This window comes from Streptomyces sp. NPDC091209 (assembly GCF_044757755.1).
In the GTDB taxonomy this organism is placed as follows: Bacteria; Actinomycetota; Actinomycetes; order Streptomycetales; family Streptomycetaceae; genus Streptomyces.
Map to the genome: position 1 here is coordinate 192,568 of NZ_JBIVVR010000005.1, position 22,943 is coordinate 215,510.

General features: G+C 72.9%; 23 protein-coding genes and 2 pseudogenes. 7 read left to right on the forward strand and 18 right to left on the reverse strand.

All coding sequences use genetic code 11. From position 1 onward, the window contains the following. Window positions 1–2: 2 nt before the first annotated feature. From ACIQRL_RS16475 to ACIQRL_RS16490, 4 genes are all read right to left on the reverse strand, one after another. Window positions 3–1,394 (reverse strand): NADP-dependent succinic semialdehyde dehydrogenase, encoded by a 1,392-nt coding sequence (locus ACIQRL_RS16475; protein WP_401331909.1) that lies wholly within the window; start codon window positions 1,392–1,394, stop codon window positions 3–5. 109 nt (window positions 1,395–1,503) lie between these two features. Continuing rightward, entirely contained in the window at window positions 1,504–1,980 is a 477-nt protein-coding gene (locus ACIQRL_RS16480) for an NUDIX domain-containing protein (RefSeq protein ID WP_401331910.1), read from the reverse strand. Continuing rightward, window positions 1,977–3,515, reverse strand: a complete 1,539-nt coding sequence (locus ACIQRL_RS16485) for an ATP-dependent DNA ligase (RefSeq protein ID WP_401331911.1) — start codon at window positions 3,513–3,515, stop codon at window positions 1,977–1,979. The genes ACIQRL_RS16480 and ACIQRL_RS16485 overlap by 4 nt, the downstream gene beginning before the upstream one ends. A 353-nt stretch (window positions 3,516–3,868) precedes the next feature. Next, window positions 3,869–4,807: an NAD(P)/FAD-dependent oxidoreductase gene (locus ACIQRL_RS16490; protein ID WP_401331912.1), complete on the reverse strand. Its 939-nt coding sequence runs from the start codon at window positions 4,805–4,807 to the stop codon at window positions 3,869–3,871. Window positions 4,808–4,920: 113 nt separating this feature from the next. Between ACIQRL_RS16490 and ACIQRL_RS16495 the strand changes: the two genes are divergently transcribed. From ACIQRL_RS16495 to ACIQRL_RS16520, 6 genes and pseudogenes are all read left to right on the forward strand, one after another. After that, a complete protein-coding gene (locus ACIQRL_RS16495) occupies window positions 4,921–5,565 on the forward strand; it encodes a helix-turn-helix domain-containing protein (protein ID WP_401331913.1) in 645 nt (214 codons plus the stop codon). A gap of 201 nt (window positions 5,566–5,766) precedes the next feature. Continuing rightward, window positions 5,767–6,744 carry an NADPH:quinone oxidoreductase family protein gene (locus tag ACIQRL_RS16500; protein ID WP_401331914.1) on the forward strand — a complete coding sequence of 326 codons (978 nt, stop codon included), beginning with the start codon at window positions 5,767–5,769 and terminating at the stop codon, window positions 6,742–6,744. Next, on the forward strand, window positions 6,741–7,943 hold the full coding sequence (locus ACIQRL_RS16505; RefSeq protein WP_401331915.1) for an acyl-CoA dehydrogenase family protein: 1,203 nt from the start codon (window positions 6,741–6,743) through the stop codon (window positions 7,941–7,943). The genes ACIQRL_RS16500 and ACIQRL_RS16505 overlap by 4 nt, the downstream gene beginning before the upstream one ends. Then, window positions 7,940–9,046, forward strand: a complete 1,107-nt coding sequence (locus ACIQRL_RS16510) for an acyl-CoA dehydrogenase family protein (RefSeq protein WP_401331916.1) — start codon at window positions 7,940–7,942, stop codon at window positions 9,044–9,046. The genes ACIQRL_RS16505 and ACIQRL_RS16510 overlap by 4 nt, the downstream gene beginning before the upstream one ends. 84 nt (window positions 9,047–9,130) lie before the next feature. Next, window positions 9,131–9,347: pseudogene (locus ACIQRL_RS16515) on the forward strand (hypothetical protein); the annotation flags it as partial. 116 nt (window positions 9,348–9,463) lie between these two features. Further along, entirely contained in the window at window positions 9,464–9,658 is a 195-nt protein-coding gene (locus ACIQRL_RS16520) for a hypothetical protein (RefSeq protein ID WP_351865708.1), read from the forward strand. On the opposite strand, the gene ACIQRL_RS16525 is transcribed toward ACIQRL_RS16520, so the two are convergent. The 8 genes from ACIQRL_RS16525 to ACIQRL_RS16560 form a co-directional block, all read right to left on the reverse strand. Continuing rightward, window positions 9,618–10,901, reverse strand: a complete 1,284-nt coding sequence (locus tag ACIQRL_RS16525) for a phosphodiester glycosidase family protein (protein WP_401331917.1) — start codon at window positions 10,899–10,901, stop codon at window positions 9,618–9,620. The genes ACIQRL_RS16520 and ACIQRL_RS16525 overlap by 41 nt on opposite strands. Before the next feature lie 75 nt (window positions 10,902–10,976). Further along, on the reverse strand, window positions 10,977–11,333 hold the full coding sequence (locus ACIQRL_RS16530; RefSeq protein WP_401331918.1) for a DUF779 domain-containing protein: 357 nt from the start codon (window positions 11,331–11,333) through the stop codon (window positions 10,977–10,979). A gap of 218 nt (window positions 11,334–11,551) precedes the next feature. Further along, complete coding sequence (gene hypE, locus ACIQRL_RS16535; protein WP_401332398.1) at window positions 11,552–12,541, reverse strand: hydrogenase expression/formation protein HypE; 990 nt, start codon at window positions 12,539–12,541, stop codon at window positions 11,552–11,554. 73 nt (window positions 12,542–12,614) lie between these two features. Further along, window positions 12,615–13,733 (reverse strand): hydrogenase formation protein HypD, encoded by a 1,119-nt coding sequence (gene hypD / locus ACIQRL_RS16540; protein ID WP_401331919.1) that lies wholly within the window; start codon window positions 13,731–13,733, stop codon window positions 12,615–12,617. Then, window positions 13,730–14,068, reverse strand: a complete 339-nt coding sequence (locus ACIQRL_RS16545; RefSeq protein WP_401331920.1) for a HypC/HybG/HupF family hydrogenase formation chaperone — start codon at window positions 14,066–14,068, stop codon at window positions 13,730–13,732. The genes hypD and ACIQRL_RS16545 overlap by 4 nt, the downstream gene beginning before the upstream one ends. 38 nt (window positions 14,069–14,106) lie before the next feature. Next, window positions 14,107–16,467, reverse strand: a complete 2,361-nt coding sequence (gene hypF, locus ACIQRL_RS16550; protein WP_401331921.1) for a carbamoyltransferase HypF — start codon at window positions 16,465–16,467, stop codon at window positions 14,107–14,109. Further along, on the reverse strand, window positions 16,464–17,315 hold the full coding sequence (hypB, locus tag ACIQRL_RS16555) for a hydrogenase nickel incorporation protein HypB (protein ID WP_401331922.1): 852 nt from the start codon (window positions 17,313–17,315) through the stop codon (window positions 16,464–16,466). Before hypB ends, hypF begins: the two co-directional genes overlap by 4 nt. After that, window positions 17,299–17,736, reverse strand: a complete 438-nt coding sequence (locus ACIQRL_RS16560; RefSeq protein ID WP_401331923.1) for a hydrogenase maturation nickel metallochaperone HypA — start codon at window positions 17,734–17,736, stop codon at window positions 17,299–17,301. Before ACIQRL_RS16560 ends, hypB begins: the two co-directional genes overlap by 17 nt. A gap of 64 nt (window positions 17,737–17,800) precedes the next feature. Here ACIQRL_RS16560 and ACIQRL_RS16565 point away from each other — a divergent pair, with 64 nt between their 5' ends. After that, entirely contained in the window at window positions 17,801–18,265 is a 465-nt protein-coding gene (locus ACIQRL_RS16565; protein ID WP_401331924.1) for a helix-turn-helix transcriptional regulator, read from the forward strand. On the opposite strand, the gene ACIQRL_RS16570 is transcribed toward ACIQRL_RS16565, so the two are convergent. The 6 genes and pseudogenes from ACIQRL_RS16570 to ACIQRL_RS16595 all read right to left on the reverse strand — a co-directional run bounded on the left by ACIQRL_RS16570 (window position 18,241) and on the right by ACIQRL_RS16595 (window position 22,935). Next, on the reverse strand, window positions 18,241–18,360 hold the full coding sequence (locus ACIQRL_RS16570) for a DUF6893 family small protein (protein WP_401331925.1): 120 nt from the start codon (window positions 18,358–18,360) through the stop codon (window positions 18,241–18,243). The genes ACIQRL_RS16565 and ACIQRL_RS16570 overlap by 25 nt on opposite strands. Window positions 18,361–18,362: 2 nt before the next feature. After that, window positions 18,363–18,926 carry a hydrogenase maturation protease gene (locus ACIQRL_RS16575; RefSeq protein WP_401331926.1) on the reverse strand — a complete coding sequence of 188 codons (564 nt, stop codon included), beginning with the start codon at window positions 18,924–18,926 and terminating at the stop codon, window positions 18,363–18,365. Next, complete coding sequence (locus ACIQRL_RS16580) at window positions 18,923–20,353, reverse strand: hypothetical protein (protein ID WP_401331927.1); 1,431 nt, start codon at window positions 20,351–20,353, stop codon at window positions 18,923–18,925. Before ACIQRL_RS16580 ends, ACIQRL_RS16575 begins: the two co-directional genes overlap by 4 nt. Window position 20,354: 1 nt before the next feature. Then, complete coding sequence (locus tag ACIQRL_RS16585) at window positions 20,355–20,999, reverse strand: DUF6084 family protein (protein WP_365870526.1); 645 nt, start codon at window positions 20,997–20,999, stop codon at window positions 20,355–20,357. 419 nt (window positions 21,000–21,418) lie between these two features. Then, a pseudogene (locus ACIQRL_RS16590) lies at window positions 21,419–22,027 on the reverse strand (DUF5947 family protein); the annotation flags it as partial. Next, entirely contained in the window at window positions 22,024–22,935 is a 912-nt protein-coding gene (locus ACIQRL_RS16595; protein ID WP_401331928.1) for a NifU family protein, read from the reverse strand. The gene ACIQRL_RS16595 and the pseudogene ACIQRL_RS16590, both read right to left, overlap by 4 nt. Window positions 22,936–22,943 lie beyond the last annotated feature (8 nt).

A 22,943-nucleotide genomic window follows, 5' to 3' on the forward strand; every position in this document is an offset into this window, starting at 1 on the left:
GCTCACGCTCCGTGCCATACGGTGGTGATGTTGCAGAACTCGCGGATTCCGTGACCCGACAGTTCACGTCCGTAGCCCGACCGCTTCTCCCCGCCGAAGGGGAACGCCGGGTGCGAGGCCGTCATCCCGTTGACGAACACGCCGCCCGCCTCCGAATCACGTACGAACCGCTCCACCTCGGCCTGGTCACGGGTCCACACGTTCGAGCTGAGCCCGAAGGGCGTGTCGTTGGCGAGCGCCAGGGCCTCGTCCAGGTCGGCGGCCCGGTACAGCGTGGCGACCGGCCCGAACGTCTCCTCCTGGTGGACGCGCATCGTGGCGGTGATGTCGGTGAGCACGGTCGGCGCGTAGTACCAGCCGTCCCCGAAGCCGTCGGGGCGTCCGCCGCCGCACAGCACCGTCGCGCCGTTCTCCACGGCGTCGTCGACGAGTTCCTCCAGGTCGGCGCGGCCCTGCTCGGTGGAGAGCGGGCCGATCTCGGTGTCCTCGTCGAGCGGGTCGCCGACCTTGAGGGCCCGCATGCCCGCCGCGAACCGCTCCGCGAAGGCGTCGAACACGTCGGTGTGCACGATGAACCGCTTGGCGGCGATGCACGACTGCCCGTTGTTCTGCGCACGCGCCGTCACGGCGATCCGCGCGGCGCGTTCGACGTCGGCGGACGGCATCACGACATACGGGTCGCTGCCGCCGAGCTCCAGCACCGTCTTCTTCACCTCGTCCCCGGCGACCGAGGCGACAGCCCGGCCGGCCGGTTCACTGCCGGTGAGGGTGGCCGCCTTGACGCGCGGGTCGCGCAGGATGCCCTCGACCGCCCCCGAGCCGATCAGCAGCGTCTGGAAGCAGCCCTCGGGGAAACCCGCCCGGCGGAACAGGTCCTCCAGGTACAGCGCGGTCTGCGGGACGTTCGAGGCGTGCTTGAGCAGGCCCACATTGCCCGCCATCAGCGCGGGCGCGGCGAACCGGACCACCTGCCAGAGCGGGAAGTTCCACGGCATCACGGCGAGCACGGGGCCGAGCGGCCGGTAGCGCGCGAGGACCCGGGAGGCCCCGGAGTCCGCGGCGTCGGCGGGGGCGGCGAGTTCGTCGGCGAGCAGATCCTCGGCGTGGTCGGCGTACCAGCGCATCGCCTTGGCACACTTGGCGGCCTCCGCGCGGGCCTGCTTGACCGGCTTGCCCATCTCGGTGGTCATCACCCGGCCGATGTCGTCTAGGTCCTCGTCCAGGAGATCGGCGGCCCGGTGCATGAGCCGCGCCCGCTCGGCGAACGGGGTGGTGCGATACGTGCGGAACGTGGCCTCGGCGGCAGCGAGCCTGCGCTCGATCTCCTCGGCGCCGAGGGCGTCGTACGTCTTGAGCGTCTCGCCGTTCGCCGGGTTCACCGTCGCGATGGGCATGGCCGACCTCCTGAAAGCGGGCTGTTCCCCGACCCTCCCGCGTGGGGCGGCGCGGCGCAACGCGGAGGACTCCCGGGGTGAGCCGGCGCTTCTGGCCGAACGCCGACTCTCAGGCCGAGTGCTCCGCCAGCCGGTCGAGAAACATCGTCTGCGCCTTCACGAGCAGTGTCCGGGCCCGTTCCGGGGCCATCCACTCCACCCGGTCCAGCTCGGGGAACTCCTGCCGCTGTCCCGACCTCGGCGGCCATTCCATCGTGAACGTGCCCGGGACCATGGCCGCCGGATCGAGATCCGCCTCGATCGCCCAGGCCGTGACGACCTTGCCGTTCGTCTGCGTGACCTCGCCGAGCGCGATGGCCTCCCCGTCGGGCGGCGGCAGCCCGAGCTCCTCCCGGAACTCGCGGCGGGCCGCGTCCCAGGCCGTCTCGTCGGGCTCGTACTCGCCCTTCGGGAGGGTCCAGGCCCCGGCGTCCCGCCGGGCGAAGAACGGGCCGCCCATATGGCCGAGCAATACCTCCACGCCGTTGTCGGTGTGCCGGAACAACAGCAGTCCCGCGCTCCTCTTCCCGTGCTGCCCGCCGCTCATCGGGTCACCTCCGGGTGGGCGGCCAGCAGGGTGTCCACCGTGTCGGCCTCGGCCGGTGGTTTGTCCTCGCGATAGCGCACGACCCGGGCGAAGCGGAGGGTGACGCCGGCCGGGTAGCGGGTGGACCGCTGCAGACCGTCGTAGGCGATCTCGACGACGAGCTCGGGCCGTACGGTCACCACGTGGCCGTCGTCCTCGACGGCCAGCTCCCGCAGCCGTTCGGTCTGCCAGGTGAGCATCGCGTCGGTCATGCCCTTGAACGTCTTGCCGAGCATGGCGAAGGAGCCGTCGCCGGTCCGGGCGCCCAGGTGCAGGTTGGAGAGCTTGCCGGTGCGCCGTCCGTGTCCCCATTCGGCCGCGAGGACCACCAGGTCGAGCGTGTGTACGGGCTTGACCTTCAGCCAGGCGGCACCGCGCCGGCCCGCGCTGTACGGGGCGTCGAGGGCCTTCACCACGACGCCCTCGTGCCCCCGGGCCAGGGTGTCGGCGAGGAACGTCTCGGCCTCCGCCGCACCGTCGGGCCCCGGCACCAGCGTCCGCCTGACCCGCATCGGCTCGGGCACCAGCCGGGCAAGTTCCGCGTGCCGCTCGGTGAACGGCAGGTCCAGCAGCTCCCGACCGTCGACGGAGAGGGCGTCGAAGAAGACGGGGGAGACGGGCACGGTCTCCGCGGCCGTCGCCACGTCGACGCGGGACCCCACCCGGCCGGCCGTCTCCTGGAAGGAACGCGGCCGCCCCTGTTCGTCCAGCGCGATCACCTCGCCGTCCAGGATGAACCGCTCGCCCCGCAATTCCCTTGCGGCAGCGGTGAGTTCGGGGAGCCGGTCGGTGATGTCATCGAGAGTGCGGGTGTAGACACGGACGTCCTCGCCGTCGCGGTGCAGCTGTACCCGGATGCCGTCGAGCTTCTCCTCCACCGCGCACGCGCCGAGCTTGCCGACCGCCTCGGAGACGGAGGCGGCGGTGTGCGCCAGCATCGGCAGCACCGGCCGGCCGACGGTGAGCCGGAAGCCGTCCAGGGCCCCCGGGCCGTCCGCGAGGAGGGCCCGCGCGACGGCCTGCAGCGAACCGGCGAGCATCACTGCCCGTCGTACGTCCCCCGCGGGCGCGCCGGTCGCCTCGGCGAGCCCCTCGACCGCGACCGCGTCCAGCGCGCCCTGGCGCACCTCGCCGGTCAGCAGCCCGAACAGGAACCGCTGCTCGTCCTCGGTGGCCGCCCCCATCAACTCGCCCACCAGGCGCGCCCGTTCCGCTTGGGAGCCGGTTCCGGAGACCTGGCCGAGCGCGGTGAGGCGGGCGTCCACCTCGCGCACGGTGAGGGTGGGTCCGGCGGCGGGGGCGACCCGCTCGCTCAGCACCTTCCAGCCGATCCCGAGCCGGCCCTGCGGAAGCCGCCCCGCCAGATACGGGATCACGACCGGCACGTCGTCCGCGTCGGCGTCACGGAACAGCTCCGCGAGCAGAGCGGTCTTCCGGGACCGCGCCGAGGTGGCGGCGACCTCCTGGGACACATGGGCGAGCCGGCTCAGCAGCATGCAGCCATGGTGCAACGCGGACGCGGGGTTCACACCCGTACGGGCCGGGCGCGACCCTACGGCTCCCGCGGCGGCCCGGGGGCTCCACGGGAGCGCGGAGACGGCGGCGGGGCTCGCCGGAGGGGGGCCGCGGAACGCTTGGACGGCGGCGGCGCCCTCGTGCGATGCAGGCCGGCCGATGCACGCCGCCGAGTCCGCCGTCCGGCGCGATCGGGCGGCCTCCCGCGATCGGGCGGCCTCCCGCGATCGGGCGGCCTCCCGCGGTGGGGCGCCCGGCTTCGTCCTCCGTGTGGCCCGGCCCTCCCGGCGCCCGGAGGCGAGAGCCGCCCGCCGCCCGGCGGCCTGGTCCCGGCCTAGCCCCGTGCCACGGTCGCGTCGAGGTCGGTGAAGAGGAGTTCGCCGTTGAGGGTGGCCGCCGCGCGGTATCCGCCGCTCGCCGCGTTCACGACCTGCTCCGCGAAACCGACGGCGTTGCCCGCCGCCCAGACGCCGGGCACGCTCGTCAGCCCCGTCGGGTCGACGACCGGGTAGGCGCCGAACGGCGTCTCCCGCAGCTCCGCGCCCAGCCGGTCGAGCAGCCCGGTCCGCGGCACCGGGCGCGGCGCCACGAACAGCACCGAGCGGTCGTACCTCGTTCCGTCCGCGAGCCGCACACCGGTGAGCCGGTCGCCGTCGACCAGCAGTTCCGCGACCTCGCCCGGCACCACGGCGACCCCGGCGGCGGCGAGCCGGCGCAGGTCCTCGTCGGAGAGCCCGTCCTCGGTCACCGTGTGCAGGAACAGCGTGACGTCCTTCGACCACTGGCCGACCATCAGCGCCTGGTGCACGGACAACGGCGTACTGGCGAGCACACCGAACGCCTCGTCGCGGACCTCCCAGCCGTGGCAGTACGGGCAGTGCAGCACATCGCGTCCGAAACGCTCGGCGACGCCCGGCACCGAGGGCAGCTCGTCCACCAGGCCCGTGGTGACGATCAGCCGGCGCGCGTGGACCGTCTGCCCGGCCCCGAGGGTGACGTCGAACTCCCCGGTGCAGTCCCGGACCACGTCCACCACCCGGTCCCGGGCGATCTCCACCCCGTAACCCTCGACCTCCCGTCGGCCCTCGGCGAGGAACTCGGCGGGCGGCATGCCGTCCCGGGTCAGATAGCCCTGCAGGTGCGCGGCGGGGGCGTTGCGCGGCTCGCCGGCGTCGACGACGAGCGTGCGGCGCCGCGCCCGGCCGAGCACCAGCGCCGCGGAGAGCCCCGCCGTGCCGCCGCCGACGACGACCACTTCGTATGTCCCGGTCATGGTGACCACCTCCACGCAGAAGGTCGCCCCGTCGGCGCCGGATTGACAAATGGCTTTGCCGATTCTGCAATGAAGGGATGAGAGGTGGGACGAGTGACGGGACGAGTGGCGGGATGAGTGACGCGGGCCCTGCGGGTGTCAGTGACGGAGCCGGGCAGCGGGCGACCGGCGACGCGGCGACGGACGAGGTTCTCGCCGAGGTCGGTCCGCGGCTGCGGCGCATCAGGAAGGAGCGCGGCGCGACGCTGGCCGGACTGTCCGAGGCGACCGGCATCTCGGTGAGCACGCTCTCGCGACTGGAGTCGGGGCTGCGCAAACCCAGCCTGGAACTGCTGCTGCCCATCGCGCGGGCCCATCAGGTCCCGCTGGACGAACTGGTCGGCGCCCCGCCGGTCGGCGACCCCCGGGTCCGCGCCGAGCCGATCGTGCGGGGCGGCCGGACGTACTGGCCGCTGACCCGCCAGCCAGGCGGACTCCAGGCGTACAAGATGGTCGAACCGCGGCGGACCATGGAACCCGACCCGCGGACGCACGAGGGCTACGAGTGGCTGTACGTGCTGTCCGGGCGGCTGCGGCTGGTGCTCGGCGAGCACGACGTCGTGCTCGGGGCGGGGGAGGCGGCGGAGTTCGACACCCGGGTTCCGCACTGGTTCGGGTCGACGGGCGAGGGGCCCGTGGAGTTCCTGAGTCTGTTCGGTCCGCAGGGGGAGCGGATGCACGTACGGGCGCGGCCCAAGGTGCGGGGCAAGGAGCTGTGAGAGCGGGCGGCGGGGCGGCTCGCGTCGGGCATGGCGAAGGCGTTCGGGCCGGGCGTGGCAAGACGCTTGCGGCGGGCACGGCGGGGGCCCTGGGGCCGGGCGTGGCGAAGACGACGGCCGCCGACTGTTCCCAGGGTGGCAAGCGACCGCTTAGTATGCGATCGACCCCGGTCAGACGACGCAGTCCCCTGGAGGCCCCGCATGCAGGCATGGCAAGTGCACCAGAACGGCGAGCCCGCAGAGGCGATGCGCCTCCAGGAGGTGGATCGGCCGACACCCGGTGACGGCCAGGTCCTGCTCAAGGTGCGCGCCGCGAACATCAACTTCCCGGACGCGCTGATGTGCCGCGGCCAGTACCAGGTCAGGCCGCCGCTGCCGTTCACCCCCGGCGTGGAGATCTGCGGTGAGACCGAGGACGGACGCCGGGTGATCGCCACCCCGGCGCTGCCGCACGGAGGATTCGCCGAGTACGCGGTCGCGGACGCCGCCGCCCTGCTCCCGGCACCCGAAGCCCTCGACGACGCCGAGGCCGCGGCCCTGCACATCGGCTACCAGACCGGCTGGTTCGGCCTGCACCGCCGGGCCCGCCTGGAGGTCGGCGAGACCCTGCTCGTGCACGCGGCGGCCGGTGGGGTCGGCAGCGCCGCCGTGCAGCTCGGAAAGGCGGCGGGCGCGACCGTCATCGGCGTCGTGGGCGGCGCCGACAAGGCCGCCGTGGCACGCGAACTGGGCTGCGACGTCGTCATCGACCGGCGCGCCGAGGACGTCATCGGCGCCGTCAAGGAAGCCACCGGCGGACGCGGCGCGGACGTGATCTACGACCCGGTCGGCGGTGAGGCCTACACCCAGTCCACGAAGGTCGTCGCCTTCGAGGGCCGGATCGTGGTCGTCGGCTTCGCGAGCGGCTCCATCCCGAGCGCCGCGCTGAACCACGCCCTCGTCAAGAACTACGGGATCCTCGGCCTGCACTGGGGCCTGTACAACACCAAGAACCCGAAGCTGGTCCTGCACTGCCACGAGCAGCTCACCGAGCTCGCCGCACGGGGCGCGATCAAGCCGCTGGTGAGCGAGCGGGTGCCGCTGAGCGGGGCGGCCGCCGCCGTGCAGCGGGTCGCCGACGGAGTCACCACCGGGCGGATCGCCGTGGTGCCCACACTGGAGAACGGAGCCGCCGCATGACCGACGCAGCCGAACTGCGCCGCCGCACCCAGGAGTTGCTCGCAGCGCATCCTCCGCTGGAAACCGATCGCGTGGACTTCCTGAAGGCACGCTTCGACGCCGGACTCGCCTGGGTGCACTACCCCGAGGGCCTCGGCGGCCTCGGTGCCCCGCGCAGCCTCCAGGCCGTCGTGGACGCCGAACTGGCGGCCGCGGGCGCGCCCGACAACGACCCGCGGCGCATCGGCATCGGCCTCGGCATGGCGGCGCCGACGATCCTCGGCTTCGGCACCGAGGAGCAGAAGCGGCGCTTCCTGCGGCCCCTGTGGGTCGGCGAGGAGGTGTGGTGCCAGCTCTTCAGCGAGCCCGGCGCCGGTTCGGACCTCGCCGCGCTCGGCACCCGCGCGGTCCGCGCGGACGGGGACGCGCCGGGGGGCGGCGGCGACTGGGTGATCAACGGGCAGAAGGTGTGGACCTCCAGCGCCCACCTCGCCCGCTGGGCCATCCTCATCGCCCGCACCGACCCGGACGTGCCCAAGCACCGCGGCATCACCTACTTCATCTGCGACATGACCGACCCGGGTGTCGAGGTACGGCCGCTGCGCCAGATCACCGGCGAGGCCGAGTTCAACGAGGTCTTCCTCACCGACGTGCGCATTCCGGACGCGCACCGCCTCGGCGAGGTCGGCGACGGCTGGCGGGTCGCGCAGACCACGCTGATGAACGAACGCGTCTCCATCGGCGGCATGCGCATCCCGCGCGAGGGCGGCATGATCGGCCCGGTCGCCAAGACCTGGCGCGAGCGGCCCGAACTGCGCACCCACGACACCCACCAGCGGCTGCTGAGGCTGTGGGTCGAGGCCGAGGTCGCCCGGCTCTCCGGCGAGCGGCTGCGCCAGCAGCTCGTGGCGGGCCAGCCCGGCCACGAGGGCTCCGGCATGAAGCTCGGCTTCGCCCGCCTGAACCAGGAGATCAGCGGCCTTGAGGTCGAACTCCTCGGCGAGGAAGGCCTCTTGTACGAGGACTGGACGATGCGCCGGCCGGAACTGGTCGACTTCACCGGCCGGGACGCCGGGTACCGCTACCTGCGCTCCAAGGGCAACAGCATCGAGGGCGGGACCAGCGAGGTCCTGCTGAACATCGTCGCCGAACGCGTCCTGGGCCTGCCGTCCGAGCCGCGCACCGACAAGGACGTCGCATGGAAGGACCTCGCCCGATGAGCCAGGTGAGCACCGAGCCCGATCTGCTCTACACCGAGGAGGAGGAGGCGCTGCGCGCCGCCGTCCGCGACCTCCTCACCGACCGCTGCGCCGCGGCCGACGTCATCACCCGCACCGAGTCGGGCACTCCGCACGACCCCGAGCTGTGGAAGGCCCTCTCGGAGGGCATGGGCCTCGCGGGCCTGCTGGTGCCCGAGGAGCGCGGCGGCCAGGGCGCCACTCACCGCGAAGCCGCCGTGGTCCTGGAGGAGCTGGGCCGCGCGGTCGCTCCCGTGCCCTATCTGACGAGCGCCGTGGTCGCGACCGAGGCGCTGCTGGCCTGCGAGGGACCGGCCGCGGCGGAGCTGCTCGCCGCGCTCGCCTCCGGCCGCACGGTGGGCGCCCTCGCCGTCCCGCTGAACGTCGGACCGGGCGCCGCCCACCAGCTCGTACGGCTGGAGAACGGTTCCCTGCACGGGGAGTTGACCGGCATCGCGGACGCGGCCGCCGCCGACGTCCTGCTGGTCCCGGCCGAGGACGGCGGGCTGTACGCCGTCGACGCGGGCGCCGTCACGATCGTCCCGCAGATCTGTCTCGACCAGACCCGGCCGCTCGCCCGGATCACCTTCGACTCGGCGCCCGCGCGGCTGCTCACCGAGGACGCCCGGAACGCCGTACGGCGTGCGCTGCGGGCCGGCGCCGGACTGCTCGCCTCCGAGCAACTCGGGCTCGCCGACTGGTCGTTGACCGAGACGGTCCGCTACCTCAAGGAGCGCAAGCAGTTCAACCGGCCGGTCGGCGGATTCCAGGCGCTCAAGCACCGGCTGGCCCAGGTCTGGTTGGAGGTCGTCAACACCCGCGCCGCCGCCCGGAACGCAGCCGACGCGCTGGCCACCGGCAGCGCCGACAGCGACCTGGCCGTCGCCGTCGCCCAGGCGTACGCGGCACCCGTCGCCGTGCACGCGGCCGAGGAGGCGCTTCAGCTCCACGGCGGCATCGGCATGACATGGGAGCACCCGGCGCACCTGTATCTGAAGCGCGCCAAGGCCGACTCGATCGCCTACGGCACGGCGGGCGCGCATCGCGCGGCCCTGGCCGAACTGGTCGATCTCCAGGCGCCCTGACACCGTTTCCGAGTGAAGCCCGCCCCACTGGGGGCGGGCTTTCTTCGGATACCGGAGACGGGCGGGCGGTACACCCGGGGCCGCCCGGACGTCGAGCGCGAGAAGCTGCGGAGCATCATGGCGGCCGCGCACGCGCGCCGGCAGAAGGTCCGGCTCTGGGCCACAGAAGGTCCGGCTCTGGGCCACCCCCGACCTGGCGGGTCCGACACGCGAGGCGCTCCGGCGCGAACTTCTCGCCGCCGACGTCGACTACCTCAACACCGGTGACCTGGGCGGTCTCGAAGAGTTCCTGGACGCCCGCGACCGACGGGAGAAGACCACCCGTTCGGGGGACACGTCAGCAGCTCGGACGCACCCTCCGCTACGCCACACTGACGGCCGAACGCCGCGAAGTGGACGTGGCGGAGGAGGTTGACGATGGCCATTTCCATCTCTGCGGTACTGCTGCTCCTGCTGCTGGCGGTGATCTTCCTCCGCAACGGAGGTCTGAAGATGTCCCACGCGCTGGTCTGCGCCCTGCTCGGGTTCCTGCTGGCCAGTACGAGTATGGCTCCGACCATCCACAGCGGTCTCACCGCGACGGCTGACATCGTGGGCAGCCTGACGCCATGACCTGCCGCCGGGTCACGGGACCCGCGAACACCCCGATACCGTTCGGGACGGGACGCTCGGCGCCACCGCTCGGGTGGTTGAGGACACTGACGGAGTCCTCCCCCGCCTGCCGGGCGACCATGGTCGTGGATCCACCGCCGTCCAGGCTGAAGGCGTCCTGCGACCCCAACTCCTTCATCGCCGCCGTCACTTCGGCGATGGTGAGCCCGTTGCGGTACTCCGGGGCGCCGTCCAGGGCGAGGAGCTGCATCCGGCGCCCGTGGTCGGAGAAGCCCACCGCGGTCCGTACGGCAGCGGTCCTGTCGTCCAGACCCGGCAGCGGCACACCGTCGGTCATCATCGGATAGCCGCCGACCGCGAAGCGGTACGGCACCCGCGAGGTCTTCGCCACCAGCCGGTGCCGGACCCCGACCCATTCGCCCACGGACAGCTTCCGCAGTTCCTGGGCGCCCGCCTCGCGGCCTACGAGCACGGTGGTGTCCGGGGCGATGGGTCCGCTGCCCGGAGCGTCCGCGGCGGACACGACCCGGCCGTGGCGGACCGTCACCTCGTAGGTGTCGGTGCTGCAGGGCGCTGCCCGGTTCGTGTCCGTGCCGCAGGTCGCGCGCACCCGCGAGACGCTGCCCCAGTCCGCGGTGAACGCGCCGACGGAGCCGACCGGAAGCGCGTACTGGTTGAACCCGCCGAGCGGCCAGGTGCCGTCGGGACTGCGGACGGACCCGTCCAGGGCCACGCTGTCCAGCCGGGCCCGGCGGTCGACGCCCACGCCGAACACGTCCTCGGTGGTCGTGCCGGGCGGCAGCGCCGGCCCGAACCGCTGGCCGTCGGGGACCGCGGCCTTGAGCCCGCGGCCGCTCGCGATCGCCGGCCCCACGGTCGCGCCCGTCGCCTCGACGCCCGGATGCTGGGTCTCCGTGATGTTGAAGAAGTCGCCGTTGACTCCGGCGACCGCACCCCGGGAGTCGGCCAGCTCGGACACGGGCTCCCTCGACGCCACGGCGCCGGGGTAGAGGAGGTCGACGCGCACGTGGGGATTGCGCAGATCGACGTTCAATACGTGCGCGTGAGCGACTCCCTTGGCCGCCGGGATGTCCAGCTGCGTGTACTCGACGCCGGGCGCGATGTCCGTCGCGCTCTCCGCGCCGCTGGCCGGTGCCGCCCCCGTCAGGGCCGCACCGGCCAGCGCTCCGCTTGCCGTGAAGACCGTCAGTGCCGTTCTGAACCGTCTGCCGCGACGTGTCACCGTGCCCCCTGATGTCTCGTCAACTTTCCCAGGACTCAGGGGAATTGCACCAGAGGTTGGTGCCCCGGCCGGTGGCTAGGCGCCGACGACGCGGGAACGGATCAGAAAACGCACTCCTTCGGGTGCTTCGAGGGAGAAGCCGCTGCCCCGGCCCGGCACGACGTCCACGATCAGCCGCGTGTGGCTCCACAGCGCGTACTGGCTCTTCGAGATCCAGAAGGTGATCGGCTCGTCGACGCCCTCGACCTCCAGCTCGGCCAGCAGTACGTCGGAGCCACCGGTGCGGAACTCGCCCTCCGGGTAGCACATCGGCGCGCTGCCGTCGCAGCAGCCGCCCGACTGATGGAACATCAGCGGTCCGTGCTGGGTGCGCAGCCGCCGCAGCAGCTCGGCGGCCACGGGCGTCAGCTCCACGCGCGGGACGACGTCCATCGGTTCTCCCCCTCGGGTGTCACGGCTGTCGCGGAACAGCCCACCATCCCGGACGTTGCGAGAGGGTTGCACCCGCCGGGCACAGGAAGAGGCCGGTCCCCGGTGACGCCCGCGTGATGCGGGTTGTCAACGGGGACCGGCCTCGGGGAAATCTCGCCGCCGGCGGACGCGGCTTCAGCAGCAGCCGCAGTGGCCGCAGCAGCCGTCGGCGCGGTGGGTCAGCAGATGCGGGGGAGTTGCTCGCCGAGCGGCATGTCCACCACCCGGGTGCCGCCCAGGCCGGTGGCCGCGACCACCATGCCGGGATGCTCGGGGACGCAGTGGCCGATCGCCACGGACTCCTTGCCCAGCGGGTGGGCGCGCATCGCCGCGAGCACGGCGTCCGCGTGCTCGGCCGCGACGAACGCCACCAGCTTGCCCTCGTTGGCCACGTACAGCGGGTCGAGACCGAGGAAGGCGCAGGCGTTGGCGACCGTCTCCGGGACGGGCAGGGAACGCTCGTCGAGCGCGATGCCGACCCGCGCCGCCGCGGCGATCTCGTTCAGGGAGGTGGCCAGACCGCCGCGGGTCGGGTCGCGCAGCACATGGATGTCGGGGCAGGCGGCCAGCATGTCCGCGACCAGACCGGCCAGCGACGCGGTGTCGCTCTGGATCTCGACGCCGAACTCCAGCCCCTCCCGCACGCTCATGATGGCCACCCCGTGCACGCCGATCGGCCCGCTGACCAGCACCACGTCACCGGGGGCCGCGCGCTGCGGGCGGATGTCGACGCCGTCCGGGATCAGGCCGATCCCGGCGGTGTTGATGAAGATGCCGTCGCCGTGGCCGGCGTCGACGACCTTGGTGTCACCGGTCGCGATCACCACCCCGGCCGTCCGGGCCGCCTCGCCCAGTGCCTCGGCCACGCGCCCCACCACGGAGAGCTCGACGCCCTCCTCCAGGATGAATCCGCAGGAGAGGTAGGCCGGTACGGCCCCCGCCATGGCCAGGTCGTTGACCGTGCCGTTGACCGCGAGGTCCCCGATGCTGCCACCGGGGAAGAACAGCGGCCGTACGACGAAGGAGTCGGTGGAGAAGGCGAGCCGGGCGCCGCCCATCAGCAGATGGGCGGAGTCGCCGAGCTCGGCCAGCACGTCGCTGCCGAAGGCGGGCGCGAACAGGTGCTCCACCAGTTCCGCGGACAGCGTGCCGCCACCGCCGTGCCCCATGACGATCCTGTCGTGGTCGCGCAGCGGCGCCGGGCAGGTCCAGGAGGAGAAGTCGGCGGGAGCGTATGCGGAGTCAGCCAACGGAGCTCGCCTCCTTGTCGGGGGTCTCCAGCCGCCGGTAGAGGTAGTAGGCGGCGCACGCGCCCTCGCTGGAGACCATGGTCGCGCCCAGCGGATTGCGCGGGGTGCACTCCTTGCCGAACGCGGCGCACTCGTGCGGCTTGATGAGGCCCTGGAGCACCTCGCCGCTGCGGCAGACGGACGACTCCTGGGTGTCGATGCCGGTCACCGAGAAGCGGTGCTCGGCGTCGTACTCGCGGTACTTGGGCGACAGCCGCCAGCCGCTCCGCGGAATCATGCCGATCCCGCGCCAGGCCCGGTCGGTCACCTCGAAGACGTCGGAGAGCATGGCGCGGGCCGCGGGGCTTCCCTCGGCCTGCACCGCGCGCGGATAGGCGTTCTCCACGGTGTGCTGTCCGGCCTCCAGCTGGCGTACCGCGCGGCGGATGCCCTCCAGGATGTCGAGGGGCTCGAAGCCGGTCACCACGATCGGCACCCGGTGGCGCTCGGCCAGTTCGGGATACTCGCCCATGCCCATCACCGTGCAGACGTGCCCGGCGGCGAGGAACGCCTGCACCCGGCAGTCCGGCGAGTTCATGATCGCGTCGATGGCCGGGGGCACCTTGACGTGCGAGACCAGCAGGCTGAAGTTGGCGATGCCCAGCTTCTTGGCCTGATAGACGGTCATCGCGTTGGGCGGCGCGGTGGTCTCGAAGCCGATGCCGAAGAACACGACCTGCCGGTCGGGGTTCTCCTGCGCGATCTTCAGCGCGTCCAGCGGCGAATAGACGACGCGTACGTCCGCGCCTTCGCTCTTCACCTTGAACAGGTCGCGTCCGCTGCCGGGCACGCGCAGCATGTCGCCGAAGGAGCAGAAGATCACGTCCGGACGGGAGGCGATCTCCAGCGCCTTGTCGATGATCTCCAGCGGGGTGACACAGACCGGGCAGCCCGGCCCGTGGATCAACTGGATCTCCTCGGGGAGGAGTTGGTCGATGCCGTGGCGGATGATCGAGTGCGTCTGGCCGCCGCAGACCTCCATGAGCGACCAGGGCTGTGTGGTGACCGCCCTGATGTCGTCGAAGAGCCGCTTGGCGAGGACCGGGTCGCTGAACTCGTCCAGGTACTTCATGACCGCGCCTCCTTCTCGACGCCCTCCAGGGGCGGGAGTCCGGTTCCTGCGGGGCGTTCGGCGCCCGCGTCCCGGGCGGCCTTGCCCCAGGCGTCGCCGAACTCCTCCTCCAGCACCCCGAGGTTCTCGAAGAGCTCCAGGGTCTGCTTCGCCGACTCCTCGTCCAGCCGCTGCAACGCGAATCCCACATGGACGATGGCGTAGTCACCGACCTTCATGTCCGGCACGTACTCCAGACACACGTCCTTGACGACACCGCCGAAGTCCACCTTGGCCATCCGCGTCGCGTCGCGTTCCTCGATCTCCAGCACTCGGCCGGGTACGGCCAGACACATGACTCGCTCCTGACTCGCTCCAGCGCTCCTGTTGCGCGCTAGTCCCGTGCTCGGGCGGCGACGATCAACTGCCCGAGGGCCAGACCGCCGTCATTGGGTGGAACCTTGTGGTGCCTCAGTACGGTGAAGCCGTCACGTTCCAGGACGGCGCCGCAGCCCTCGGTGAGCAGGGCGTTGCAGAACACCCCGCCGCTGAGGGCGACCGTTCGGATGCCGGTCCTCTCTCGCGCCACCGTGCACACCTCCAGGACCAGACCGACGACGGCCCGATGGAACCGACGGGCCACCGGCCCGGCCGTGACACCGGCCCGGACGTCCGCGACGGCGGCGGCCAGGACCGGCGCCGGATCGGCGATCAGCGGCGCCTCGGGGTCCTGACGGACCGCTCTCAGCATGAACCGGTACGCGTCGTTCCGCTCGTCGTCGGCCAGCGGCCCCGTCAGGTCGTCCAGCGCCGCGTTCTCCAGCTCCATCGCCGCCTGCGCCTCGTACTCCACCCGGTGGCAGACCCCCGCGAGCGAGGACACCGCGTCGAAAAGGCGTCCCATGCTGGACGTGGGAACGCAGTTGAGCCCCCGTTCGAGCTGCCTTTCGAGCAGCCGTCGCTCCTCGGGAGTGGCGGCCGCGGCGCACGGCAGTTCGTCCCGCCAGGGCAGTCCCGCCGCCCGCAGATGCGACAACGCCATCCGGTACGGGTTGCGTACGGCCGCGTCGCCGCCCGGCAGCGGCACATAGCCCAGATGGGCGAACCGCCGGTATCCGTCGTAGTCGGCGAGCAGCACCTCACCGCCCCACACGGCCCCGTCGTCGCCGTAGCCGGTCCCGTCGAACGCGACCCCGATCACCGGCGCCGAGCCGTCCAGACCGTGCTCGGCCATCGCGGAGGCGACATGAGCGTGGTGGTGCTGCACCTGGCGCAGCGTCAGGCCGCGGGCCTCGGCGGCGCGCCGCGCCCACTGGGTGGCGCGATAGCCGGGATGCCGGTCGGCGACCAGCAGCCGCGGTGCGACGGCCGTGAGGTCCGTCAGATGGCCGGTGGCCCGCTCGAAGGCAGTCAGGGTGGCCAGGTCGTCCATGTCCCCGACATGCGCGGACAGCCAGGCGTAACGGCCGTCCCCGGCGCAGAACGTGTTCTTGAGGTCCCCGCCCACGGCCAGCGCCGGGACCACCGGCACCGGCAGCGCGATCGGGAAGGGGGCGTAGCCGCGCGACCGGCGCACCGGAAGCTCGGCGCCGGCGCACACCCGGACCACCGAGTCGTCACAGGGCACATGGATGGGGCGGTCGTGGGCGAGCCAGGCGTCGGCGAGGCCCGCCAGCCGGGTCAGCGCCTCGGCGTCGTCCGTGGTGATGGGCTCGCCCGAGCGGTTTCCGCTGGTCATGACGAGGACGGCCGGACCCGGCGGATCTCCGGGCAGACCGAGCAGCAGCCGGTGCACCGGCGTGTACGGGAGCATGAAGCCGAGGTCGGGGCTGCCGGGCGCGACCCCCGCCGCGATCTCGCCGCCCGCCTCCGCGCGCCGCCGCAGCAGGACCACCGGCTTGCGCGGCCCGAGCAGCAACTCCCGCTCCGCCGGGCCGACATGGGCCAGCCGCCGGACCGTCTCCAGCGAGCCGGCCAGCACCGCGAAGGGCTTGCCGCCCCGGTTCTTGCGCTTGCGCAGGGTACGGACCGCCGCGGGATCGCCCGCGTCGCACGCCAGGTGGTAGCCGCCGATCCCCTTGACCGCCACCACGGCGCCCTCGGCCAGCAGCCGGCGGGCCTCGGCGAGCGCCTGCCCGTCGCACAGTTCGCCCGGATCGTCCGGACCCGTGCGCAGGGTGAGCCGGGGACCGCAGGCGGGGCAGGCGATCGGCTGGGCGTGGAAGCGCCGGTCGGCAGGGTCCGCGTACTCACGTGCGCAGTCCGGGCACATCGGGAAGCCCGCCATGGTCGTGCTGTCCCGGTCGTACGGCAGCGAGGTCACGATGGTGAACCGCGGCCCGCAGTGCGTACAGGTGATGAACGGGTGCCGGTACCGCCGGTCGGCGGGGTCCGCGAGTTCGCTCAGACAGGCGTCGCAGGTGGCGGTGTCCGGGGAGACCAGCGTGCGGCCCGGGCCGCCGGAGGAGGGGCGGATGGTGAACACCGAACCGTCGTTCTCCAGGGGCACGGCACGGTGGTCGACGGACTCGACGACGGCGAGCGGCGGCGGCCCGGTCCCGATCCGCGCGCAGAACGCGGCCACGTCGGCGGCCGGTCCCTCCACCTCGGCCTCGACGCCCCGCGCGTTGTTGGTGACCCAGCCGGTCAGCCCGAGTTCCTCCGCGAGGGTGTACACGAAGGGCCGGAACCCCACTCCCTGGACGACCCCCGTGACGATGATGTGCCTGCGCTCGCGCCCCGGGGTCCCGTTCACCGCGGATGCCCCTGCGCCTGTTCCCGGCTGGGGTCGGCCCCAGCTCCCCGCTCGTGCGGCCGGCCGTCGGTGTGGGCGTGTCCATCCGTGTGGGCGTGTCCTCCGGTGTGGCCGTGCGGGTGCCCGTTGCCGTCCTCGTGGCTGTGCAGGTACCGCTCGTGCTGCCGCGCCAGGACGGGCACGTGCGTCTCGTCGCCGGCCGCGCAGCGCAGGACGTGGGCCAGCAACGCGTCGACGCCCTGACCGGTGCGGGCCGAGGTCTCCAGGACCGGCACCCCGGGATTCACCTGCCCGACACCCCGCAGGAACGCCTCCCGGTCGAAGCCGACGGCGTCCGCGATGTCGGTCTTGGTGATCACGACCAGGTGCGCGAGTCCGAAGGCCGTCGGGTACTTGACCGGCTTGTCCTCGCCCTCGGTCACCGACGCGAGCGCGATGCGCAGGGTCTCCCCGAGGTCGTAGGAGGCGGGGCAGACGAGATTGCCGACGTTCTCGACGAACAGCAGCCGGGTGCCCTCGGGCAGCCAGCCCTCCAGCCGCCGCTGGAGCATGCCCGCCTCCAGATGGCACAGCCCGTCGGTGAGGATCTGCCGCACCGGAGCGCCGGAGCGTGCCAGCCGGGTCGCGTCGTTCTCGGTCGCCAGGTCGGCGGTGACCGCGGCGGCCGGGGTGCCGCCCGCGACGGCGCGCGCCAGCAACAGTTCGAGCAGGGCCGTCTTGCCGCTGCCCGGACTGGACAGCAGATTGACCGCCACCGTGCCGCGGTCACCCAGATAGCCCCGCAGGGCCAGCGCGTTCTCGTCGTTCTTGGCGAGCACGGCCTGATGCAGGTCAACGGTGCGGCACATGGCTCGCCTCCTCGTCGCGTACCGGCAGCCCGGACGGCGCGGCCCGTGGCCGGTCGCCCGCGCTCTTCCCGTCCGGGGGCCCGTCGGTCAGCGTCACCCGGACGATCTCCAGTTCCCGGCCGCTGAGCAGGGTCAGCGTGGCCCCGCACGCGGCGCACCACAGCACCGGAGGCATCCCGGTCGGCGCCTCGCGGCCGCAGCCGTCGCAGCGGCCCCGCGCATCGACAGTCTCGATCAGCAGACGGGCCCCCGCCAGCGCGGTGCCCTCCGTCGCCAGCCCGAACGAGAAGTCCAGCGCCTCGGGCACCACTCCCGCGAGCTCGCCGATCCGCAGGGTCAGCGACGCCACCCCGCGCCCCTGTTCCCGCACGGCTTCCTCGACCTGTTCGACGACCGCCACGGCGATGGACAGCTCATGCACGGTGCTCACCTCCCGCCGCCGAGCAGCCGGCGGACGCCGCGGCGCCCGGATGTGGGGCGCGCGCATGCCTGGTTACTCTGAGAAGACGATGACCGGGCACGAAGTCGAGCGACGCGCTCTGCTCACCCCGGTGCTGCTCCTGTTGCTGGCCGAACGCCAAGGTCATGGCTACGAACTGGTGCAGCGCCTGGGCGCTTTCGGCTGCGGCGACGCGGACCAGGCGCATGTGTACCGGCTGCTGCGGGGCATGGAGAGCGGCGGCGAGGTCACCTCGCACTGGCACGCGTCGGAGAGCGGTCCCGCGCGCCGCGTCTACGCGATCACCCAGCAGGGCGCCATGAACCTCGCCCTGTGGTTCGTCCGCCTGGGTGAACTCCACAGCACGCTGCATCTCTTCCTCGAACGCTATGTGCAGCTCGAGGACGTCGGTGGCCGCGCGGGCCGGCGCGAGGGCGCGGGGCCCGGCGCCGGCCCGCGTCCACCGGATCATGCGCGGCCGCCCGATCACATGCGCCGCATGCGCAAGTAGCGGCGGATGTCCGACAGGTTCCTCGCGACTCCGTAGGCCACTACGAGGCCCGCGGCCAGGCCCACCCATTGCCATTCCATCCTTGCCTCCATCATGGTCAGCTCCTCTGGGGTACAGAGGTAGCGCGGCGTACCAGGTCGAGCACCAGGTCGGCGGCGGCCCCCACGGCGTCGGCCACCGGGGGTGACAGCCCCATCCCCTCGTTCGTGTCGAGGGGTTCGCAGCCGATGACGTACACCTCCTCAGGGAGGGTGCCGCCCGCTCCGGCGTGCAGATCGTGCAGCAGGGCCAGCACGGTGGCGGGGTCCATGGCGTGCGTGTCCAGCGGCCCCGGCTCGGGCCGTGCCGCGGGGGGTTCGGGGCCCACGTCGATCGTGTAGAGCGTGCCCGGCGGGCCTCCGCGGCTGACGATGTCCACCAGCACGAGGGCCTGATAGCCCTCCAACAGCCGGTAGGCGAGGTGGACTCCGCGGATACCGGTGTCCATCAGCTCGACGCCGGGCGGCAGTTCGGGCGTGCGGACGGCGAGCCGCCGTACGGTCTCCACCCCGAACCCGTCGTCCTGGAGGAACACGTTGCCGACTCCGGCGACCAGAACACGGCGGGTCGCGTCCGGGCCGCTGGTGCCGGACGCCTCGGTGCGATCAGGTCCGGTCGTCATGTCGCCCCCTCCTTCAACGGGGTCACCTCGTCGGGCTTGAAGTACAGGAAGCGGCCCTGGGCACGGCGTACGTCGGTGCCGGGATCGTCGTCCACGACGACGGCGAGATGCGTCTCGCCGTCGAGGTCGCCGACCACGGCCTCGACCGTGGCGTGCCGGCCGTGGAGGAAGGCGTCCTGGGCGTCGGAGCGCCGTGCGCCGGGGGTCAGCAGGACCCGGCTGCCGGCCCGTACGGTCGCGCCGTCGATGACGACGACGCCCGGCACCTCGGTGGCTTCCGCGTCCTGCGCCGGGTCCCACCAGGGGTGTCCGGGGCCCTGAGGCAGACTCAGCCCGGCATCGGGAGCAGGGGGGAGCGGCTCGCCCGTGAGGTTCTCACCGGTGATCTCGCGCAGCCCCCGGATCGCCCCGTGCAGCCGTTCGCGGACCGCCTCCGGCATGTCGTCGACCAGGTCGATGACCCCGGCGGCGCGGGCGTCCGTACCGCGGGCCTCGCGCTTCTCCCGTTCGGTGAGCGCGGCCGTGCGCAGCGAGAGGATCTCGTCGATCTCGGTGGCGTCGTAGAGGGGCCCCGGGCTCTCCTCGGCGACGGAGGGGTGGTCCTCCAGGATGATCGGCGAGGACAGCATGACGTCGTCCGTGCCGGGCGGTCCGGCGAGGACGGGCCAGGTGTGGTCGTTCCGGCAGCTCGCGGCGGCCGGGCGGGCCCACTCGGGAGGGTCGGTCAGCGACAGGAACCGTCCCCCGGGCACGCCGAGCAACAGATGGGTGCCGATCAGGCTGTGGGCGAGGGCGGTCTCGCGGTCGGTGCCCGCGCCCTCCGGGACGGTGGTGGTGTTGTGCACGCTCACCGTGAGCCGGAGCGCTCGGTAGGGGCCCGGCAACTCGTCGACGCGCGGGCGCAGTTCGCCCGTCAGCCGCAGTCTGCGCCGTACCAGACGGCCCAGCGTCCGGCCCTCGGTGTCGGTCACCGGCTCGTACTCGACGGAGTCCGGCAGGTCGAACCGCACGGCGTGACCCGCGGCCTGATCACCCGTCAGCTCGGCGAACGTCTCATGGATCAGGACGCGTTCCTCGTGCCCTTCGTCCCACGGCACCAACACCCGGTCGGGAAGGTCCAGTTCCGGCACCTCCGTGTAGCCGCCGTCGGCATCGAGCCGTTCGACCGTGCGCCGCCGCACATGCAGGAAGCGCAGTTCGGCGTGCAGCCGGTCGCCGTCGCGGGGCTCCAGCAGGCATTCGGTGCGCTGGACGGAGTGTTCTCCGGTCGTGGCGGTCCAGGCGGGCGGCACCAGCACGCCGAACTGCCAGCGCAGTTGGTTCTTCGCGGCCGAGGCGCGGTAGGGGTAGAGGACGTATCCCTCGAACAGGACGGCGTCGGCAACCGTGCGGGCCTGCTCGAATCGGTTCTCCAGGGGATTGCTCATCTCAGTCGGCCCCCTTCTTCGCGTCGGCGCCGGCGAGGAGTTCGTCGAAGACCCGCTCCCAGGACGGCAGGGCGCGCGAGGAGCGGTAGCGGCGCAGCGCGTCCAGCACGTCCAGCCGGACGCGCAGCCAGCCCGAGTTGGGGAAGTACTGCTCGATCATGTTCCGCCACACGTCCACGGGCATGCGGTACGACGTCTCCTTGTGCCAGGGCACCGGTTCGGCCCGGAAGCCGTCCCGGCCGGTGAACACCGTGCCGGAGAAGAGCAGGAGCAGCGGGACCTCGCCGCGGGACAGGGCCCGGAAGTACGACGCGGACGCGACCTCGGTGTCATAGGTGCAGGGCACCGGGAGATCCACCTCGGTCGAACCGGTGAACCCGGGGACGGTGATGGAGGCGTGGGCGAACTGCAACGGCTTGAGCGTGCTGCTCCAGCGGCTCGGCTCGCCGAACAGGTCGCCCAGCATGCCGACCTCCTCCGGCTCGTAGGTCCGCCCGGCGGGCTCGATACGGATCTGGCAGCGCAGCGCGAGGGCGTGCACCGGCTGGTGGTCGGCCTCCTCGATGCGCAGCCCGAACAACAGCGTGGGCCCGGCCCCGTACGGCTCGGGGCGCACACCGGTACAGGTGAACTGGAGATCGGTCACGGGGCGCCCCCGAGGTCTCTGGCCGGTCCGCGGGATTCCCCGGAAGCCGCGGAGCCACCGCCTTCCGCCGACGCGGCGGGGGCCTCGGGTTCCGCCCGTGCGGGGGAGGGCCCGGTTTCAGCCGCCGCGGCGGGCGTCCCACGTTCCTCGGGTGCGGCGGCGAGACCGGCCTCCGCCGGTGCGGCGGAGTCCTCGCTCTCCGCCGGCGCGGCCAGGGCCTCCGATTCCGTCGACCTGGCGGAGCGCCCGCCCTCCGCCGCTGCGGCGGGGTTCTCGGGTTCCGGCGGTGCGGCGGGGTTCTCGGGTTCTGGCGGTGCGGTGGGGGGCTCGGGGTGCGTCGATGTGGTGGTGTTCTCGGGTTCCGGCGGTGCGGTGGGGGGCCCGCGGTGGGTCGACGCGCCGCTGGGCCCGGGGGCCGGGTCCAGCGGCCGGGCCGCGGCCGTGATCCGCTCGAAGAACTCCGCGATGTCCGCGCGCGCCTCGGCACCGCCGTCGAAGCCCTTCCAGTGCAGCCGCATCCGGCCGACCAGCTCGTAGCAGACGTCGACCGGGACGAGCGTGCACGTCACCGAGCCGCCCCGTCCGCGGTGCAGCAGCAGCGCCTCCACATCGGGCTCCAGCAGCTCCGCGAGCCGGCTGCGCCCGAGCACCGCGTCCCACGTCCCAGGGTCGAGTTCGCTCTCGGTGGCGCCCGCCGGACTCGGATAGAAGGCCGCGAGCCGGTCGAGCTCGGAGTTGCGGAAGAAGAAAGCGAGCGCGACCGGGATCTGCAGCCGGTTCCAGTCCGCCTCGTCCAGCTCGAACCCGGGATCGGTGAGATACCGGTCCGGGACGCCCCGGAAGCGGCCCTGCCCGGCGCCCGGCCGGGTGAAGAGCAGATGGCAGGGCGGACAGGCGCATTTGAGGGACCGTCGGGAGGTGTCGACGAGATGCCGGTGCGCGGCGGGCAGCGGCTCCCCGCAAAGGTCGCAGCGTTCGCCCTTGGGCGGCGGCCTACGGGTGAACTGCTTGAGGACGTCGGTGGTCATGGCCCCGCCCCCAGCAGCTCACCGGGAAGTGCCACCCGCACCGACCCGTCCTCCTCCAGCAGCGGTACGGGCTCCAGATGCCCCTGGCCGCCCCGGCCCGCCCGGTGCACGTCGAACTCGGCGGCGCAGCCCGCGCACCGCAGCGACTCGCCGTCCAGGACCGCCGGAGCGAGGCTCGCCGCACACACCGGGCAGCGGTCGCGATAGGCGTAGAGCTGCCCCGGCAGCCGGACCAGCAGCAGGGTGCGGCCGGCGACCTCGGTGACCCCCGTGGCCCGGTCGCCCACGGGCAGAGCGTGCGCGCCGAGGGTGTACCAGCGCGCCGGATCACCCGGCTCCGCGGACGGCGCCGCCTCGCCCGGAGCGTCGTCCGGACGGTGCGGCAGGATCTGGAGCAGTGCCGGCTGCGGGCTCTCCTCGGCCATCCCCTCGACCTCGATGTGCGCGACCTCGGGAGCGATGCGGGCGACCGCCTCCTCGATGGTCCAGCGCACGGTCTGGGTGGAGGACGGGCAGCCGTCACAGCTCCCGCGCAGCCTCAGGCGCAGGGTCGGGCCGTCGGCCGCCTCCAGGTCGAGCCCGGCCACCTCGACGTCGCCCGCGTGCGAGCCGAGATAGGGACGGACCTTGTCGAGGGCCCGGCCCACCCGGGTCGCGGTGTCCTCGGGATGCACATCGTGCAGGATCAGCAGATCACTGACGAGTTCGTCGGCGGTGAGGACGGCGAGGGGATCCGCGCCGTCCGGTGCGGAGCGCAGCAGGCGTACGGTCCGGGCCAGGCCCTCGCCGTAGAACTCCATGAGGCAGCGCACGAGTTCGTCCGCGGTGTCGCGCGCCTCCGGTCCCGCCTGCTGCGCCAGCTCGTCGAGCAGTGCGCCTATCCGCTCGCCCGTCTCCTGTCCGGCCATCGGCAAGC